Origin of the sequence: Chryseobacterium wanjuense, from assembly GCF_900111495.1 — a bacterium.
Classification (GTDB): Bacteria; Bacteroidota; Bacteroidia; order Flavobacteriales; family Weeksellaceae; genus Chryseobacterium; species Chryseobacterium wanjuense.
The window spans coordinates 600,276-616,857 of sequence record NZ_FOIU01000001.1; the positions used below are offsets into that span (position 1 = coordinate 600,276).

12 protein-coding genes are annotated in these 16,582 nt (G+C 36.9%); 5 read left to right on the forward strand and 7 right to left on the reverse strand.

Annotation, left to right across the window (positions count from 1 at the left end; genetic code table 11):
• Positions 1–82 precede the first annotated feature (82 nt).
• On the reverse strand, positions 83–1,396 hold the full coding sequence (gene ahcY, locus BMX24_RS02765; RefSeq protein ID WP_089790547.1) for an adenosylhomocysteinase: 1,314 nt from the start codon (positions 1,394–1,396) through the stop codon (positions 83–85).
• A 54-nt stretch (positions 1,397–1,450) separates the two neighbouring features.
• Between ahcY and BMX24_RS02770 the strand changes: the two genes are divergently transcribed.
• Positions 1,451–2,065 (forward strand): 4'-phosphopantetheinyl transferase family protein, encoded by a 615-nt coding sequence (locus tag BMX24_RS02770; protein ID WP_089790548.1) that lies wholly within the window; start codon positions 1,451–1,453, stop codon positions 2,063–2,065.
• Here the strand turns inward: BMX24_RS02770 and BMX24_RS02775 are convergent.
• The 3 genes from BMX24_RS02775 to porU all read right to left on the reverse strand — a co-directional run bounded on the left by BMX24_RS02775 (position 2,046) and on the right by porU (position 9,903).
• A complete protein-coding gene (locus BMX24_RS02775) occupies positions 2,046–4,325 on the reverse strand; it encodes an FUSC family protein (RefSeq protein WP_089790549.1) in 2,280 nt (759 codons plus the stop codon). The genes BMX24_RS02770 and BMX24_RS02775 overlap by 20 nt on opposite strands.
• Positions 4,326–4,782: 457 nt before the next feature.
• Positions 4,783–5,946 carry a type IX secretion system outer membrane channel protein PorV gene (gene porV, locus BMX24_RS02780; protein ID WP_089790550.1) on the reverse strand — a complete coding sequence of 388 codons (1,164 nt, stop codon included), beginning with the start codon at positions 5,944–5,946 and terminating at the stop codon, positions 4,783–4,785.
• 60 nt (positions 5,947–6,006) lie between these two features.
• On the reverse strand, positions 6,007–9,903 hold the full coding sequence (gene porU / locus BMX24_RS02785) for a type IX secretion system sortase PorU (RefSeq protein WP_089790551.1): 3,897 nt from the start codon (positions 9,901–9,903) through the stop codon (positions 6,007–6,009).
• Between the two features lie 164 nt (positions 9,904–10,067).
• On the opposite strand from porU, the gene gldJ reads away from it, so the two are divergent.
• A complete protein-coding gene (gldJ, locus tag BMX24_RS02790) occupies positions 10,068–11,669 on the forward strand; it encodes a gliding motility lipoprotein GldJ (protein ID WP_089790552.1) in 1,602 nt (533 codons plus the stop codon).
• 63 nt (positions 11,670–11,732) lie between these two features.
• Positions 11,733–13,004 carry a UDP-N-acetylmuramoyl-tripeptide--D-alanyl-D-alanine ligase gene (locus BMX24_RS02795; RefSeq protein WP_089790553.1) on the forward strand — a complete coding sequence of 424 codons (1,272 nt, stop codon included), beginning with the start codon at positions 11,733–11,735 and terminating at the stop codon, positions 13,002–13,004.
• On the opposite strand, the gene BMX24_RS02800 is transcribed toward BMX24_RS02795, so the two are convergent.
• Entirely contained in the window at positions 12,997–13,608 is a 612-nt protein-coding gene (locus BMX24_RS02800) for an NUDIX hydrolase (protein ID WP_089790554.1), read from the reverse strand. The two genes, BMX24_RS02795 and BMX24_RS02800, sit on opposite strands and share 8 nt — an antisense overlap.
• A 36-nt stretch (positions 13,609–13,644) precedes the next feature.
• Here BMX24_RS02800 and BMX24_RS02805 point away from each other — a divergent pair, with 36 nt between their 5' ends.
• Positions 13,645–14,034 carry an SRPBCC domain-containing protein gene (locus BMX24_RS02805; RefSeq protein WP_089790555.1) on the forward strand — a complete coding sequence of 130 codons (390 nt, stop codon included), beginning with the start codon at positions 13,645–13,647 and terminating at the stop codon, positions 14,032–14,034.
• Positions 14,035–14,161: 127 nt separating this feature from the next.
• Positions 14,162–14,935, forward strand: coding sequence for an alpha/beta hydrolase (locus BMX24_RS02810; protein ID WP_089790556.1), 774 nt, complete (start codon positions 14,162–14,164; stop codon positions 14,933–14,935).
• Positions 14,936–14,940: 5 nt separating this feature from the next.
• On the opposite strand, the gene BMX24_RS02815 is transcribed toward BMX24_RS02810, so the two are convergent.
• Together BMX24_RS02815 and lptC are read right to left on the reverse strand one after the other, a co-directional pair.
• Complete coding sequence (locus BMX24_RS02815; RefSeq protein WP_089790557.1) at positions 14,941–15,984, reverse strand: anhydro-N-acetylmuramic acid kinase; 1,044 nt, start codon at positions 15,982–15,984, stop codon at positions 14,941–14,943.
• Positions 15,985–15,988: 4 nt separating this feature from the next.
• Positions 15,989–16,579: an LPS export ABC transporter periplasmic protein LptC gene (gene lptC, locus BMX24_RS02820; RefSeq protein ID WP_089790558.1), complete on the reverse strand. Its 591-nt coding sequence runs from the start codon at positions 16,577–16,579 to the stop codon at positions 15,989–15,991.
• Positions 16,580–16,582 lie beyond the last annotated feature (3 nt).

Genomic DNA, 16,582 nt, shown 5'->3' on the forward strand with positions numbered 1-16,582 from the left:
TCATTAAAAAAAACAAAAAACTCCCCAAAAAATTGGAGAGTTTAATTTATTCGAAATCCTTCGCAAGCTTAGGATAACATTCTTAGTATCTGTAATATTCCGGTTTGAAAGGACCTTTTACATCAACACCGATATATTTAGCTTGTTCGTCAGTAAGAGTTTCTAGTTCTACCCCTAATTTTTTAAGGTGAAGAGCAGCTACTTTTTCATCCAAATGCTTAGGAAGTGTGTACACTTCGTTTCCGTATTTATCAGAGTGATTCCAAAGTTCGATCTGAGCCAAAGTCTGGTTAGAGAAAGAGTTTGACATTACAAAACTTGGGTGACCTGTAGCACATCCTAAGTTTACCAGTCTTCCTTCTGCCAAGATGATGATTTCGTTTCCGTCTACGTTGTAAACATCTACCTGAGGTTTTACTTCATATTTTGTAGAACCATAGTTATCGTTCAACCAAGCCATATCGATTTCGTTGTCGAAGTGACCGATGTTACAAACGATCGTTTTATCCTTCATTTTTTTGAAGTGAGAACCTTGTACAATGTTGAAGTTACCAGTTGTAGTGATGATGATATCTGCATTTTCGATTACAGTATCCAGTTTTTTCACTTCATATCCTTCCATTGCAGCCTGTAGCGCACAGATTGGGTCGATCTCCGTTACAGTAACGATAGAACCCGCACCTCTGAATGAAGCAGCAGTACCTTTACCTACGTCTCCGAATCCGCAAACGATCACTCTTTTTCCTGCCAACATTACGTCAGTAGCTCTTCTTACTGCATCTACAGCAGATTCTCTACATCCGTATTTGTTGTCGAATTTAGACTTCGTTACAGAATCGTTTACGTTGATTGCAGGCATTACCAAAGTACCGTTTTGCATTCTTTCGTATAATCTGTGTACACCTGTTGTTGTTTCTTCAGAAAGTCCTTTGATTTCTTTTGTTAATTCAGGGTATTTGTCAAACACCATGTTCGTCAAATCACCACCGTCATCAAGGATCATATTAAGAGGCTTTTTTTCTTCACCGAAGAATAAAGTCTGCTCGATACACCAATCAAATTCCTCAGCATTCATTCCTTTCCATGCATAAACAGGGATTCCTGCAGCAGCAATAGCAGCAGCAGCGTGATCTTGTGTAGAGAAAATATTACAAGAAGACCAAGTAACTTCAGCACCTAAAGCTACCAATGTCTCGATAAGCACAGCCGTTTGGATTGTCATGTGAAGACATCCAGCGATTCTTGCACCTTTTAGTGGCTGAGACGGCCCGTATTCTTCACGGATAGCCATTAAACCTGGCATTTCAGCCTCTGCAAGAGTGATTTCCTTTCTTCCCCATTCTGCAAGGGAGATGTCCTTTACTTTATAAGGAACGTATTGGGTTGTTGTTTCCATCTATCTGAAAAATTTTTCGCAAATTTACAAACTAAAATTCTGCTGACCAAAAATATGCCCCTTTATCGCGATTTTTCAGATGACAATGCCACGATTCTCGTATGGAAGTACGATGAAACCGAAGATTTGGATATTAATAAACTTTTAGAACCCGAAAATGCCGAAAAGGTAAAAGACTACCATCCGAAGAAATTGCTGGAGGTATTAATGGTTCGACAGATGCTGAAAGGCTTAAAACCACATTCTAAAATATTATATAAAGACAGGGAACCTTTTTTGTCTCCGAAAGATGCGGAAATTTCCATCACTCATTCTTTTCCCTTTGCGGCGATAGCCATTTCTAAAAATAAGATAGGAATTGATATTGAAAAATTTAATCCTAAAATTTTAAGGGTTATTGATAAATTCACGTATGAAAATGAAAGAGATTTTATTCCGTTGGATAAAGAAGTGGCCTTTTATACGATTATCTGGAGTGTGAAAGAAAGTATGTACAAAATACATCATTCCAAGCACTGGTCGCTGAAAAAAAATTACGATGTAAGACCTTTTGAATTAAAACATCTTCACCACATCAAATGTAGGGTGTACGATGATCAGAATTCGGATGAATTTAAGGCTAGGGTAGAGTTTTTCGACGATTACTGCTTTACGATTGTTGAGGAATAGATTCCAGAGCTTCAGTTTGCGATTCGGTTTTATAATTTTCGATCACTTTTCGCTGTTCTTTGGCAACATCATAAATAAGTTCCAAAACATCGTGAATGTTTTTAAGCTCCGTTAAATGTGAGATTTTATTCGGGTCTCTCAAATCGTAGCCTTCATTTTCTATCAGCTCGGTTCTTCTTTTCAGAATCAGATCTTCAAGGGATGAGTCTTCCGGCTCGATGCGGCTTTCCATATTCAATGTTTCGTTGATCTCTTCACCATTTAACAGCTTGGAAATTTTCTGCATTTCGGCTTCAATTTTCCGGCTCCAGCCATCTGCATCTATTTCCGGGTATTTTTCGTCGTCTTTTACATATTGTGAAAGAGAAGCGGTGTACGCCGTAATCAGATGTGAAGTTGCCACAAACTGATGCACGACCTCCAGTTTTTTCTGTTGATTTTTCGGCTCAGAAATCATTCTTTGAAAATTATCGGAAAGGTTGGCCAGCGAAATAATGGCGTTTTTACGCTTCACTTTATACTCTTCAATGTCGTAGTCTTCTTCTAAAAATTTAGAAATAACACTTTGGAAATACAGTAAATTGGATTCCGCCGATTTTTTCATTAAATCCAGATTCTGGGTATGTTCCCAAACTGGAAGTACAACATAGGCCACTAATGAAGTAATCACCGCAGCTACGATGGTATCGACAATTCTGTCTTTAAAAATCACGTCTATATTTCCAGGGCTTAAAAAATTAAAGCTGAGAAAAACATAAATCGTCATAAATAAGACCGCCCAAAAATATTTTCCCTTCAGAAAACTGAAGCACATCACCATACTTAAAAGTAGAATGGTGAATAAAGCCTGACGTGTATGAATATAATGAAGGATTCCGTAAGCAATCACCGCACCGGCAACGGTTCCGTAGAGACGAAGCAGGTTTCGCTGTTTTGTGATGGAGTAGGCGGGCTTCAAAATCGCAACAATGGTGATCAAAATCCAATAGGTATGCCCGATTCCCAAAAATTGAAATAAAGAAAACGAATATCCTATTAAAAGAGCAATGGTGATTCTCAACGCATGGCGAAAATGGGACGATGAAAGAGAAATATTGTTTTTTAAAACATTAAAATTCAATTTTTCTTCGTTCGGCATGAATTTTTTTAAATCCAACCCGGTAGAAAGACTTTTGGCCAGCTTTACATTTTGTGAAAATACTTTGTAGATCTCGTTGATTTCTTTTGTAATTTCATTAATACGCATCAGGATCTGACGCAAAATCATGAAATCTTCAAAATTGTCGGGAGAAATTCTTTTGTTTCTTAAGTCGAAATAATTATGGTTTAAATTTCTTAATTCAGTATCAAGGTTAAACATAGGTTTTGCTCTCGTTCCGATCTGAAGCGAGATTCCGATGTTTGTGATTTCTTCGGCCAACAGGTTCAGATAATCGTGAATATTTACAAGAATCGTAGTATCATCAAAACTTTCCTGTAATTTTTGATAGTCGCTTTCAGAGGTCATCAGCTTTTCATGAAGATCCATTGAATTGAGAAACATCAGCATTAATAAACGGCTTGTCGTCGTAGATTCGTTAACGATCGTTCTTGTTTTAAAAACGGTTTCCCTGGTTTCTTCCTGAAGGTTTTTTATTCCGATCTGTTTTGCGATGACTTGTGTTGTAAGTTTATCAAAGTCAGGATTTTTTTGATAATAATTGGCTTTAATTTTTAAAAATTCGGCTAATTGAAGATAATTTTCCCCAATCATCTGGCTCGCCAGTTTATACGGCTGAATGGTGGTTACAATTAAAAATATTAATAAAAACCAAGTACATCCTGAAGCAAAAATCAGAAGGCTTTTTAAAATGTTTTCCCCAGTCAGATGCCCGTCGATAAAGATGGCAAGAACAACCAGTGATAATGATCCTACTGCAGCTAATCTTTGTCCGTACACCCCGATTAAAGAGAAAAACATCCCGAAAACGATGAGTTCTGCAAAGACCAGAATTTTAATATTCATCACCAAACTGGCTATGAGCGCGACAAAAACGAAACAGATAATAGCAAATGACAATGCATTTCTTCTTCGGATAAATGGTCCCGGCTGGTCTGTGAGTGCTACAAAGCTGGTTCCGAGGGGAAAAAGGAAATATTCTTTTAAAATTCCGAAGTGGGCGAGAACGACACAGGGTAAAACAGTGGCCAGTGTAATTCTGATCGCAGAATATACATATTGACTGGTTACGAATTTTTTGAGCTCCGCCGAATAGTTCATACTACAAAATTAGGTATTGAAAACAAAAAAAGCCTTATAAAAATAAGACTTTGTGAACATATTTTTTAGTATCGAGGTTTATATTAATGTGAATTGTGAATTTTTACTTTGGAAGAGGATGTAAATATTTGTGATTAAATTAAACCTTCAAGGTTTTCAAAACCTTGAAGGTTTGAGAACGAGCATTAGAGGAATGTTGAAATGATGTGCAAAGTCCTAGCCCTGATAGTAGCGGCATCCTTTTTGGTTGTGGGCGGAGCATAAACTGAAAGTTTACGAACGTAGTTCAGGAGCCCGTAACCAAAAAGATATAGCGGATAGCAGGAAATAGCTCCTTTAAAAAACAATCAAAATACAATTCGACAAAGTCAAATGACCTGTAAAAATAAATTGGCTGTATCTGAAAAAGAAAAAAGCCCCATAAAATGGAGCTTTATATGTAGAGAAAATATGTTTCTTAGTAATCTACGTTAGATGTTTCATCACCGATGTTCCAGGTAAGACCGAAACGAAGGGTGTTGTCTAAGGCAGTATTAATTTTGGACATATTGATCAGGTAAGAAATATCAAGTCCGAAAGAACGGTATTTTAATCCGATACCTGCAGTAGCAAACTGTCTTGCTCCCTGCTCTTCACTTTCGTGGAAATAACCTCCTCTTACGGCGAATGCATTGTCATAAGAATATTCCAACGCTCCACTGTACATGATAGAGTTTTTATTTTTGAAAGATTTTCCGATACCTGCAATTGGTCCTACGTTTGGAACTTCGTAGATAGGCTGTCTTGTATTCGGATCCATTCCTACGTACTCAGAGCCCGGTACTAAGATTTTAGAACCTTCCACACTGATTCCCACTCTGTTTACATCATCAAGGTACATGTCGTAACCAACCCCTAATCTTGCCATAGTAGGAAGATAAGATCTTGATTCTTCGTTTCCTGTATAATCTAATTTCGGACCAAGATTCTGAACTGCGAAACCTGCGTTTAATTTACCATCATATCCTCCGAAACTTGAGAATCTAGGAGATGTATAGTATCCTGAAACGTCTACTGCAAAAGAGTTTGCCGGTTTTAGCGTCGTATCTGTGTTGAATCCTCCGGCTAAGTCTGAACGGATAAATCTACCCGTAACGGCCATTGAATAAGAATCAGAAAGTTTAAGACCGTAAGCAACGTCGATAGAGAATTCGTTTGGCTTTGAAGTTCCCATGGAAGTTACTTCATTTCCTACTAATTGAGTCAGGTCTACTTCACCCATATTGAAGTAATAAATACTCGCAGAGATGGTAGATCTTTCTTCCTGCCCTAAGAATTTATGGAACGCTCCATACAACAAAAACACATCATTGGTAAGTTTCCCCATGTAAGGAGTATAGTTGATCCCAACTGAAGAACTTGTTCTGCTAAAAGGATATTTCGCTGCATTCCAGAATTGTGAAAAAGCATCCGGAGAGGTAACTACACCTTGGTCTCCCATACCTCCAGCTCTGGCATCTGGTGCGATTCTTAAAAAAGGAGCTCCGGTTAACACAGGTCTTACTAGACTTAAATCTTGAGAATAGCCTAAAAAGCCAGCACTTAACCCGATCCCTAAAAGCAGTTTAGTAGTTAAATTCATATGTTGTCTTTTATATATTATCAGTTTTTTATTAATATTATTACTGTTATCGTTTTAAAATTATTTCAAAAGTACCATTTTTTCTACAGCTGTAGCACTTCCTTTGCATTTTTCTTGATTTTGACTTTTTGCAAATATCTTAAAAATATACGTACCTTTTGCAACTGTAGCTCCAAAATCGTCTCTTCCGTCCCATTCAATTGCCTGACGTGGCGTTCTAAAGCCCTGTAAGAACGGTTCTGCAACCACTGGCTGAGATAAAGTTCTTACCAATTTTCCTGTTATCGTATAAATCTGAACATTCACATCAAGGATATCATCGCAATTGTGCTCAAACTGAATATACGTTTTATTCGTAAACGGATTCGGCCAGTTCAATGGTCTGTTGATCACCAAATGCTGATCGGCCTGATCCTTAACTTCAAAGTTTAACGTAGCAGTTGTCGAATTATTGTTTATATCCCAAACTTTAAATGTTAATTGATGCTGTCCCACTGCAAGATTCCTGAACGGATAGGTTACATTTCCTTTCTGGTAGTCTGCCAGACTCGGGCTTAAACATCCGTTTCCTTCTCCTGAAGCATAGAAATCATTCAATACGATGGTATTAATAATTTGACCGTCCAAATATACTGTAATATCGTGACCAATACCAGAACCTGTTGAATTTATTCCTGTATCATCTGTAAGACATGCCAGTAGCATCGGATTTTGGTCTGTAATACCGCCGTCTGCGAAGTTGGTGTTGTTCATGTACAATTTTACTTTTGGCGGCTCATTATCGTTGATTCCGTTCGGATTGATATCTCCCACCTGTACTGCCTGATTGTTGAATACATCAGAAACTTTATTATCTGCATATCCTAAAATTCTACCTGTCCCAACCGCATAGTTGATATCTTTAGGAACATAGAATTCTACGGTGAAAACTCCGTTTACGGCAGTTCCTGAAGCTTTTACGATCGCACTTCCTTCTTCGGTATATTGAAGGATAGGTGTAAGGTTTCCATCATTATTTAAAGTGCTTTTATTTAATCTTTTATCAAAAATATTAATAACAACCCTTCCGTTGAAAGAAGTGTTAATGGTACCGTCCGGTTTGTTGATGTGTCCTTTTATTTTCACAAAATCCAACGCTCTGATGAGTCCCGGAACCGGAGTTTCAATGGCATCGATATTTAATAATCGTTTAGGTCTGCTCAGTTTCATGGCTGGATCTCCCAGGAAATTTACCTTTAAGTGATCTGTAGCAGCACCTTTTTGCTTTTTAGCATTTAAATGTGCATATCCTAACGTATCAAAATCATCACTTGTCAGTTTAAAAATATTCTGAGTATAAAGGTTGGTAAAATCAATACCATACCCAACATCAATCGCACGGCTTGAAGTAATCATGGAAGCAGGACCTCCTTGTTTTAGTTTAAGGAACTGTTCCCCTGCAGAAGACGTATCCGGCTCATCCCAAAGCGTAAATTCACAAGTAATTGTCGATACAAACGGGAATCTGCTGTATACGTTGGAAAAGTTATTAGAATTTTGAATTTCATCTAATGTTAAAACCCTTTCCTGAGACCATCCGTTGATCCCTCCATGTCCGAAATAGAAAAGATATAAGCTGTTTCCGATGTCATTGGAAATGGCCTGGTTTACCTGAGGATATCTTTGTCCGCCGGCTGTACTTACTGCCTGAAAAGCATCTAAATAAAGCTTTCTTACATTATATTCTTTAAGATTTGTTGATGGTTGTTCAAAGGTTGTCACCAAAGAATTGTTCATTACCGTATGGAAAGGAGTACCACCGTCATTATCATCATCCACTACAAAATCCAGTTTCATTCTCCATTCTCCGAAAGGGGTAGACTGCCCGGATAGATTATTGTAATACGCCAAAGTTTTATCCATCATATTACCTGCTTCCGTAACGTTTGCCGCAGGAATTCTACCCACCGGAAGATCAGGAAGGTTATTGGTGATGAATTCGTTGGTCTGAGGTTTTGTCATTACAATATAATCATCGGTAACGAAAGACCTGATAACGTCCATAGATTCTTCACTCTGATAGCTGGAAACTACATTGGTATTATTAGGAATTCTGTTTTTATAATCGTAAGAGGTATCTCCTAAAATGAAAACATATTTTAAGGTACCAAGCGGCGTATTCAGTTTAGTTACGAAATCTCTGATTGCTGTAAGATCCCTGCTTCCGCTGCCAAATTCATTGTAAATTTTATCAGTATCTATAATCTGTACATTAAAGTTGCTTTTGGTCTGGTGATAAGACGCCAGCCTCTGAGCCTGTCCCATCATTTCCGGAGTGGTAATGATAAGATAATCTACATTCTGTAATCCTGAAAGATTCTGATTGTTTATTCTTCCTACAAACTGAGGACTAAAAGCTGCATCTGCTTTAAACGCTACAAATTCATTATTAAAATTAAGATCAGAAGCGGTATAGGCAAAATTAAACGTTGTATTTCCTGCAGCTTTGTTTACCCTTCTGTTCACATTGGTAATATCTGTAACGTCCCAAACTTGTTCCGCTGTAGAAGCATTAGACAAACTAAAACCATAGGTCGTATTGCTCCCGCTTACCAAAGAGAAATCTCTGAAATTCATCTGGCTACCGTTAAAATTCAGATTGTCCTTGTACTGTACTTCCAGGTAATCTACGTAGAAAGTTCCGTTAGGATTTACAGAAATATCCGGTTTTAGATTAAAAGTAATTTGAGTTCCGCTCAGACCTGTGATCGTTCCTGAATATCTTGCCGGGTAGAAATCGTTGGTTCCGCTTGAATTCACAGGCGGTATCGCTACCGTGAAAGGATTCAGGTTGTTAATATTGAATGCAATGCTGTTTTGCTGAGATTTATAACCAATTACTTGAGCTCTGTATCGGATCACATCTCCGCCCTGAATGGCAGAAGCAGTAGTGAAAGTCACAGGTTTATCCGTAGTAAAAGGAGTGTCTTCCACCCAGATTCTTCCTACTTTCATCAGGTTTTTCTGGTCATTATTGATAACCTGATAATTGTCAAATCTTGTAATTAAAGGTGTTGTCGGCAGGTTCACATCCACAGGCTGGATCCTTTTTCCCGGACCTTTATCAAAATTAATATAGTAATATGAAAAATCTTCGTAGATATTTTTTAAGTTTTCACTTCTGTCACTTCTGGTATCGACTCTCTTGTAGCCGTTTCCGTTGGATGTATTGTAAAGATTGTACCCGTTCGGTCCCTGAGCGTAAAACAAGGCGTAATCATTGTCATTCCAGACACCGTCATCTTCACCCACTACTTGGATGGCATTTTCCTGAAGGGCACTGTATTTCACATCCTGGTTGTATTCCGGAAGCATAATTCCTCCATTACCATAGATTCTGAAATTTTTAGGATTTACAGAAGAAGGATTGATTCCGTTGTCCTGCAAAAACTGTTTTGTAATTTTAAAAACACCGGATTTGTCAACTTTTATTTTATAAAAACCGCCTGTTGATAAAGGATTTCCGGTCGTTCCTACTTTTAAGGTACTTCCGATATTGTTTGAAGCATTGGTCTCCGAAATTTCGAATGAAGACAATCTCTGAACAGATCCTTTTACATTTTTAAATAAAGCAACATTAATACTTGCATATCTTTCTCCATCGAGATAATAGTAAGCAACATCTTTTATTTCGTAGTCGGGCAGAAGACCTTTGCTTAGCTCGAATAAGTCTCTGCTGGAAACATTTTCCCAGACAGGATTAGAAACTTTTAATTGCTTTTCGCCAATTTTTTGTTTGATTGTTATAAAAATGTTATTTTGGCTGAATGAAAATCCCTGATTTTTAAAGTTTGGGAGATTTATTTTTGTATCACCAAAGTCTTGAATTTTAGAACCATCCCAGTCGATGTTTATTCTTTGAGCCCAAACTGTTGATACAAAGCCAATTAGGAATAAAAGCAGTATTTTTTGTTTCATGTTTACTTTTGAAATTTCTAAATTACAAAATAAATGAAAATTTTATAATTAAATTATGATACAATAAAATTAATTTGTTAACGTTTTTCAAAAAAATCAACTCTTTACTTGATTTATTGAATAATTTATTTTTTCTTTGTACTTTGAAAATATTTATATCGACTATGAAAAAACTAAAGTTGTTTTCATTAATAGCATTAAGTTCTACACTTGCATTAACCAGTTGTGGTGGAGGTACTAGCAAAGGAGGCGGTACTAAAAAATTTGTCAGCAAAACGGGTTGGAAACCAAACGAAAAACAAGGTTGGTTTTTTGCAGGAAAGCAACAAAAGCAGAAAGGTTGGCCGGGAATGGTATATGTAGAAGGTGGAACTTTTACAATGGGATTAGTGAAAGATGATGTTATGCACGATTGGAATAACTCGCCGCGCAGAATGCAGGTAAGTTCATTCTTTATCGGGGAAACAGAAATTACTAACTACGAATACCGTGAATACCTTACATGGTTGAAGTATGTATTTCCTCCAAGTGATCCTAGTTTTAAGGAAATCTACAACGGTGCGTTGCCAGATACCTTATTATGGGACAACAAACTATCCAGAAATGATTACAACGAGACGTATTTCCGTTCTCCTGAATTCGATTACTATCCGGTAGTAGGTGTTTCTTGGACTCAGGCAAACAGATACTGCGAGTGGTTGACAGACAGAGCAAACGAAAAAGCTTTAATGCAAGCTGGTATTATTGCTAAAGATTTGTACATCAACGAATCGAACAATCAGGGTGGAACCGCATTCAACATGGATAAATTCAAGTCGAATGATCCTGAAATGCAAGGATACATCAATGAAAAAAGAATGCAGCAAAAGAATGGTATTAAAACTACCAACCAAAGATTATTGGCTGCTAACAGAGCTCCTGCTGCTGCAATGGTTCAGAAATTCAGACTTCCTACAGAAGTTGAATGGGAATATGCAGCGTTGGGTATGGCTAAAAACAGAGAATACAACCAATACTTAGGTAAAAAACCTGAAATCCAGACATTGGTAGGAAAGAAAGGTAGAGACAAAGGAATGTACCTTGAAAACTTCAAAATGGGAACGGGTGATTACTCTGGTATTGCAGGCTGGAAAAACGACGGTTCTGCAAGAACTTCTGATGTAAGACAATATCCATCAAACGACATAGGAATCTATGGTATGTATGGAAACGTATCAGAATGGACTGCCGATATCTACAGACCTATTGTTGACGAAGATTTCAGTGACTTCAACTACTACAGAGGAAATATGCCTCAAGCTGTAGTAAGAAACGGTGACGGAACTTATAAAATGGTAGATGAAAACAGCATTAAGTATGATACTTTGGATGACGGAAGATTAGTTTACAGAAACTTACCGGGTCAATTCGAAAGAGAAACTATCGCTGACTACAGAAACTACAGAGATGGCGACAGAATGTCTTCTCTAGATTACAGAAGTACTTCTGATTCTGCTGATTCTAAAACGAATATGTATAACGGACCTCAAAGAAGATTCATTGTAGATGCAAGCGGAAAAGTAATTCTTCAGAGAGATAGGAAGGAAAGAACTTCTGCTATGACTAATGATATCAGAGTAGTAAAAGGTGGTTCTTGGCAGGATACAGCATATTGGTTAGACCCAGGTCAAAGAAGATATAAAGACGAAAATAAAGCGTACGGATGGATCGGATTCCGTGTTGCTCAAGATGCGAAAGCAAGTGACAAAGGTAGAACAAGAAGATAATATTTATCAAAATAATTTTCAAAAACCTTCCAGATTTCTGGAAGGTTTTTTTATTTTTGAACTATGAATATAGAACAGTTTTATCCTTTATTTTTAAAGTCCGGAAAGGTAACAATCGACAGCAGAAAAATCGGAAAAGATGATATTTTCTTCGCATTTTCAGGAGAGAATTTCAATGCGGCAACATTAGCGGAAAAAGCCATAGATGAAGGTGCTTTGGCCGTGATTGTAGAACAGCAGGATTTTGAAAATACAGATAAAAATATTTTCTATGTTCCCTCAACATTGGAGTTTTTGCAGGATCTGGCAGTTCGTCACAGAGAACAGTTGGATATTCCTATTATAGGATTAACGGGGAGTAACGGTAAAACAACGACGAAAGAAATCATTCATGCCGTTCTTTCAGAGAAATTCAATGTGCAGTATACTTTTGGAAACCTCAATAATCATATTGGAGTTCCCCTGACAATCCTTTCCATTAAGCCTGAACATGAGATGGCAGTGATCGAAATGGGAGCCAACCATCAAAAAGAAATCGAATTTCTTTCAAATATTGCTAAGCCAAATTACGGCTATATCACAAACTTTGGCAAGGCCCATCTGGAAGGTTTCGGTGGATTTGAAGGAGTAATTAAAGGTAAATCTGAGCTGTATGATTACCTTAAAAATCATCAGCAAACGATTGTTGTTAATGAAAATGATCCTATTCAGGTTCAAAAAACAGAAAATTATTCACCTAAAATTACTTTTGGAAAGGAAAATTCAGACTATCAGTTCGAATTATTTTCGGAAGAACACTTTGTCGGATTACAATATAAAGGAATAAAAGCTGTTTCAAAGCTGACGGGAGAGTATAATTTTACCAATCTTTGCGCTGCTGCAAGTTTAGGATTACATTTCGGAATTGATTTTGAACAAATAAAACATGCCATAGAAAATTATACCCCGACGAATATGCGCTCTCAGGTAGTGAAAAAAGAGGGAAGAACTTTGGTTTTGGACACCTATAATGCCAATCCAAGCTCTATGACGGCTTCTTTACACAATTTTATCACCTTTGAAGGCTCGAAAACAATCGTCATTGGCGATATGCTCGAATTGGGAGAAGAAAGCGAAAAAGAGCATAAAAATATTCTGAAACTAGCTCAGGAATTAGGTTTTAACGAAATTATTACCGTCGGGAAAAACTTTAAACATGTAAATTCTTCAGCAAAAGCTTTTGAAAATACATTGGAATTAATAGAATATTTAAAACAGAATAAAATCTTATCAGAAAATATCCTATTAAAAGGTTCGAGGGGAATTGCCCTGGAAAGGTCGATCGACTTTATTTAGCCTTCGTAGCCCAGAATTCTTCGATAATTAATTTAATATTTTTGAAAGTGCTTGGGAAAACTTCATCTTCAATCTGAGCGGTGTTTTTCCAGGCAACTTCAGTGATTCCTTCTTCAATCTGCGGTTTTGAAGTATCTTCACCATTGAAATTCATTTCAAACCAATGGGTGCATTTCAGGACTTTATCACCATTTCTTTCGACGTAAATGTGATAAGTGGTGTTGATAAATTGGACTAATTCTACGTCTTTCAGCCCGGTTTCCTCTTCAATTTCCCTTACAGCAGACTCTTCGCGGGATTCGCCTTTCTCCATTTTACCCTTCGGAAGATCCCATTTTCCTAATCTTTTAATGAATAGAATTTCACCTTCAGGATTATTGACAACCCCTCCCGCAGCTTCAATGATCCGAAATAATTTTTGGAATTCTGCCCAAATCTCATTAATATTTTCGCCAAAAACATTCAATTCCTTTACAGATGTATTTTCCAAAAGATCCAATGCGATCTCTAAGGTTGTGACGTCTTCATAGCCAAGCGTCTTTTCGAGGTTTTCAGATTGCTTAGACAGTAATAATTTTTTTTCGTTCACAAAAACTTTATACATTTGTAATAATTAAGAATTTAAATACAAAAATAAAAAATGAATTTAGAAGGACGAAAGATTATTGTCAATAAATCATCTAAAGAGTTGGTAGAAATACTAAAATCTCCGGAAAACTACAAAGATTTCATGCCGGATGGTCTTCAAAAGTTTGAAACGAGAGAAGATGGGTTTAAATTCGGGTTGCAGGGAATGCCGGAAATTGCTTTAAAAATTGATGAAGTGAATGATCAAAAAGCTGTTTTGAAGTCTGCAAGTTCAAGTTTAGATTTTTCATTAACGGCAACTTTGAATCCTCTTAACGAAAATCAGACGGAAGTACAGATGTTCTTTGAAGGAAATTTCAATCCGTTTATCAAAATGATGGTGGAAAAACCTTTGCAAAACTTCATAAATACGCTTACAGATAAAATTGAAGCATATAAATAAGAAAGCCGCTTTTTAAGCGGTTTTTTTGTTGAAAATCTTTTTATTGAGCATAATTTACTGATAGTGTTGGTCTTATGGTTGAATTTTTAGTAACTTTATTAGACATTTATTACTAAAATTAACTGCTATGAAAACCAAATTAATCTTTAAAAAAGCAGATTTTATACTTTTGCTTTTGGCATTATTTATCTCTGTAAATTTTTACGCACAGCAAAATAAAACGATCAAAAATATAGTGCTTGTTCATGGAGCTTTCGTCGATGGCTCCGGTTGGGAGGGGATTTATAAAATTTTAGCCAAAAAAGGATATCACGTATCGGTTACCCAGCATACGCTTCTTTCTTTCGAGGAAGATGTGAAGGCGGTCAATAGAATTATCGATCAGCAGGATGGCCCTTGTATACTCGTAGGACACAGCTATGGCGGCGCAATTATAACGATAGCCGGCAACAATCCGAAGGTTGCAGGGCTTGTGTATGTCGCTGCTCATGCTCCTGATGAAGGGGAGTCGGAGGCTGATAATGGGAAAATTTATCCGCCGGCTTATAAATCTTTAATAAAAGGACAGGACGGACTGGATTATATTAATCCTGAAAAATTTCCGGATGATTTTGCTGGTGGAGTAGCAAAGGAAAAGGCGAAATTTATGGCTGTATCTCAAACTCCGACGGCAGATGTTGCTTTTCATGCGATTATTAAAAATCCGGCTTGGAAAGTAAAACCAAGTTGGTATGTTGTGGCAAAATCAGACAAAATTATCAATCCCGATTTGGAAAGAATGTATGCAAAAAGAGCAAAAAGTACTGCGATAGAAGTGGAAGGAGCGAGCCATTGTGTTTACATTAGCCATCCCAATGAAGTTTCCAATTTAATTATTTCAGCTTCAAATCTTAGTAAATAAGCAGATTAAGCAATAACTCCGGAGCTGTGATCATGCGAACTTCCCGTTGCGGAAGAAAGAACATTTATTTCATTATTGAGTCTTAAAACGCCCATAAATGCAAAGATTAATGCTTCTTTGTATTCGATTATTTCATTTTCAGGAATGATGATTTGAGTGTTTGTCTTGGCTTTAATTTTTTCAATTAAAAATTGATTGTAAGTTCCGCCACCTGTAAAAAGTACGTTCTTTAGCTGGTTTTCATTAAAAACTTTTGAAATTTGCTGAGCGGCGTGTTCAGTAAAAGTTGCCATTATATCAACGGTTTCGAGTGTTTCAAATAGTGGAAAAACTTTTTCGTTGCACCATTCGATTCCTAGAGATTTTGGATGAGATTGCTGATAAAAAGGTAAAGAATTTAATTGTAATAGCAAATCGTCATTAATTTTTCCTTTTCTGGCCAAATCCCCGTTTTCATCAAAATTTTTATTGAATTTTTGAACCAGTTTGTTCAAGACAATATTCACCGGAGCTATATCAAATGCAATTCTTGTGTCATTAATTTTCAAAGAAATATTAGAAAATCCACCTAAATTAAGGCATGCATCGTATTGGGAAAATAACAGCTCATCTCCGATAGGCACAAGTGGAGCGCCGTTTCCGCCCATTAAAACGTCCTGGCAGCGAAAGTCATAAATAACGGGTAAGTCGGTTGCCAACTTAATAGCTCTTCCATCTCCGATCTGTAAAGTGAATTTTTTCTGTGGCTGATGAAAAACCGTATGTCCGTGAGAAGCAATAAGATCTATATTCTCAATCTGATGTTTTTCAATGAAATTTTTAACTGATTTTCCTAAATAAAAACCATATTCTGAATGTAATTCTAACAATTCTGCTGCCGAAAAGTCGATACAGTTTCTAAGCTGATCTTCCCAATCTTTAGGATAAGGAACCGTTTCTGCTTTTACAATTTCAAAACTCCAGGAATCTTGCTTTTCAAATCTTGCAAAACAAATATCCAGGCCGTCTAAGCTCGTTCCCGACATCAAACCGATCGCATGGAATTTCATAGATTTATTTTTTGCTTTCAGATAATTTAGTAGTCGTAAAATCTCCGGAATTCTGTAAGAAAACATATTCCGAGAAGTCATCTTTTGCCCTCATCCCGTGATTACTGATCAGGGTGGAGCCGTCTTCCAGCGTTACATATACCGTATCGTGGGTATAGATTTGCTTTTTTCTTTGATCCCAAAAAACACTCTGCATGGCAAATTTTTGCCCTTCATTGGTGGTAATTCTTACATTTCCTCTTGCTTCATAGAATTGTTTATAATCAAAAAACTTGGCATATTTTGCTTTAATTGTTCCCGGAACTTTAGGCTTTTTCTTATCAAAAAACTGGATGTCAATTCCTTTTCTTGCCACAGTGTATGGGCTGTCGATCAATTCATACTTTTCGATGATCGGTGCTTTTGCCCTTAATGTCACAAACCCGGAATCTCTCTGAATAATATTCGCATTATTGATGATCTGCGATGGAAAATTTTTACTCTGCTTTCCTCCGGCTTTCGTAAGGTCTTCTTCACAAGACGTTAATATAAAAAATATAGCACAACTAAAAAGGTATGCTATATATTTATATGATATGTTTTTAATCATCAACATAAT

Excerpts from the sequence above, each read along its gene's own strand:
- porV (WP_089790550.1), bottom strand. The coding sequence starts at position 5,946 with ATGAATTTAACTACTAAACTGCTTTTAGGGATCGGGTTAAGTGCTGGC.
- BMX24_RS02795 (WP_089790553.1), top strand. The coding sequence starts at position 11,733 with ATGAATATAGAACAGTTTTATCCTTTATTTTTAAAGTCCGGAAAGGTA.
- BMX24_RS02810 (WP_089790556.1), top strand. The coding sequence starts at position 14,162 with ATGAAAACCAAATTAATCTTTAAAAAAGCAGATTTTATACTTTTGCTT.
- lptC (WP_089790558.1), bottom strand. The coding sequence starts at position 16,579 with ATGTTGATGATTAAAAACATATCATATAAATATATAGCATACCTTTTT.
- BMX24_RS02815 (WP_089790557.1), bottom strand. The coding sequence starts at position 15,984 with ATGAAATTCCATGCGATCGGTTTGATGTCGGGAACGAGCTTAGACGGC.
- ahcY (WP_089790547.1), bottom strand. The coding sequence starts at position 1,396 with ATGGAAACAACAACCCAATACGTTCCTTATAAAGTAAAGGACATCTCC.
- BMX24_RS02805 (WP_089790555.1), top strand. The coding sequence starts at position 13,645 with ATGAATTTAGAAGGACGAAAGATTATTGTCAATAAATCATCTAAAGAG.
- BMX24_RS02770 (WP_089790548.1), top strand. The coding sequence starts at position 1,451 with ATGCCCCTTTATCGCGATTTTTCAGATGACAATGCCACGATTCTCGTA.
- gldJ (WP_089790552.1), top strand. The coding sequence starts at position 10,068 with ATGAAAAAACTAAAGTTGTTTTCATTAATAGCATTAAGTTCTACACTT.
- BMX24_RS02800 (WP_089790554.1), bottom strand. The coding sequence starts at position 13,608 with ATGTATAAAGTTTTTGTGAACGAAAAAAAATTATTACTGTCTAAGCAA.
- porU (WP_089790551.1), bottom strand. The coding sequence starts at position 9,903 with ATGAAACAAAAAATACTGCTTTTATTCCTAATTGGCTTTGTATCAACA.
- BMX24_RS02775 (WP_089790549.1), bottom strand. The coding sequence starts at position 4,325 with ATGAACTATTCGGCGGAGCTCAAAAAATTCGTAACCAGTCAATATGTA.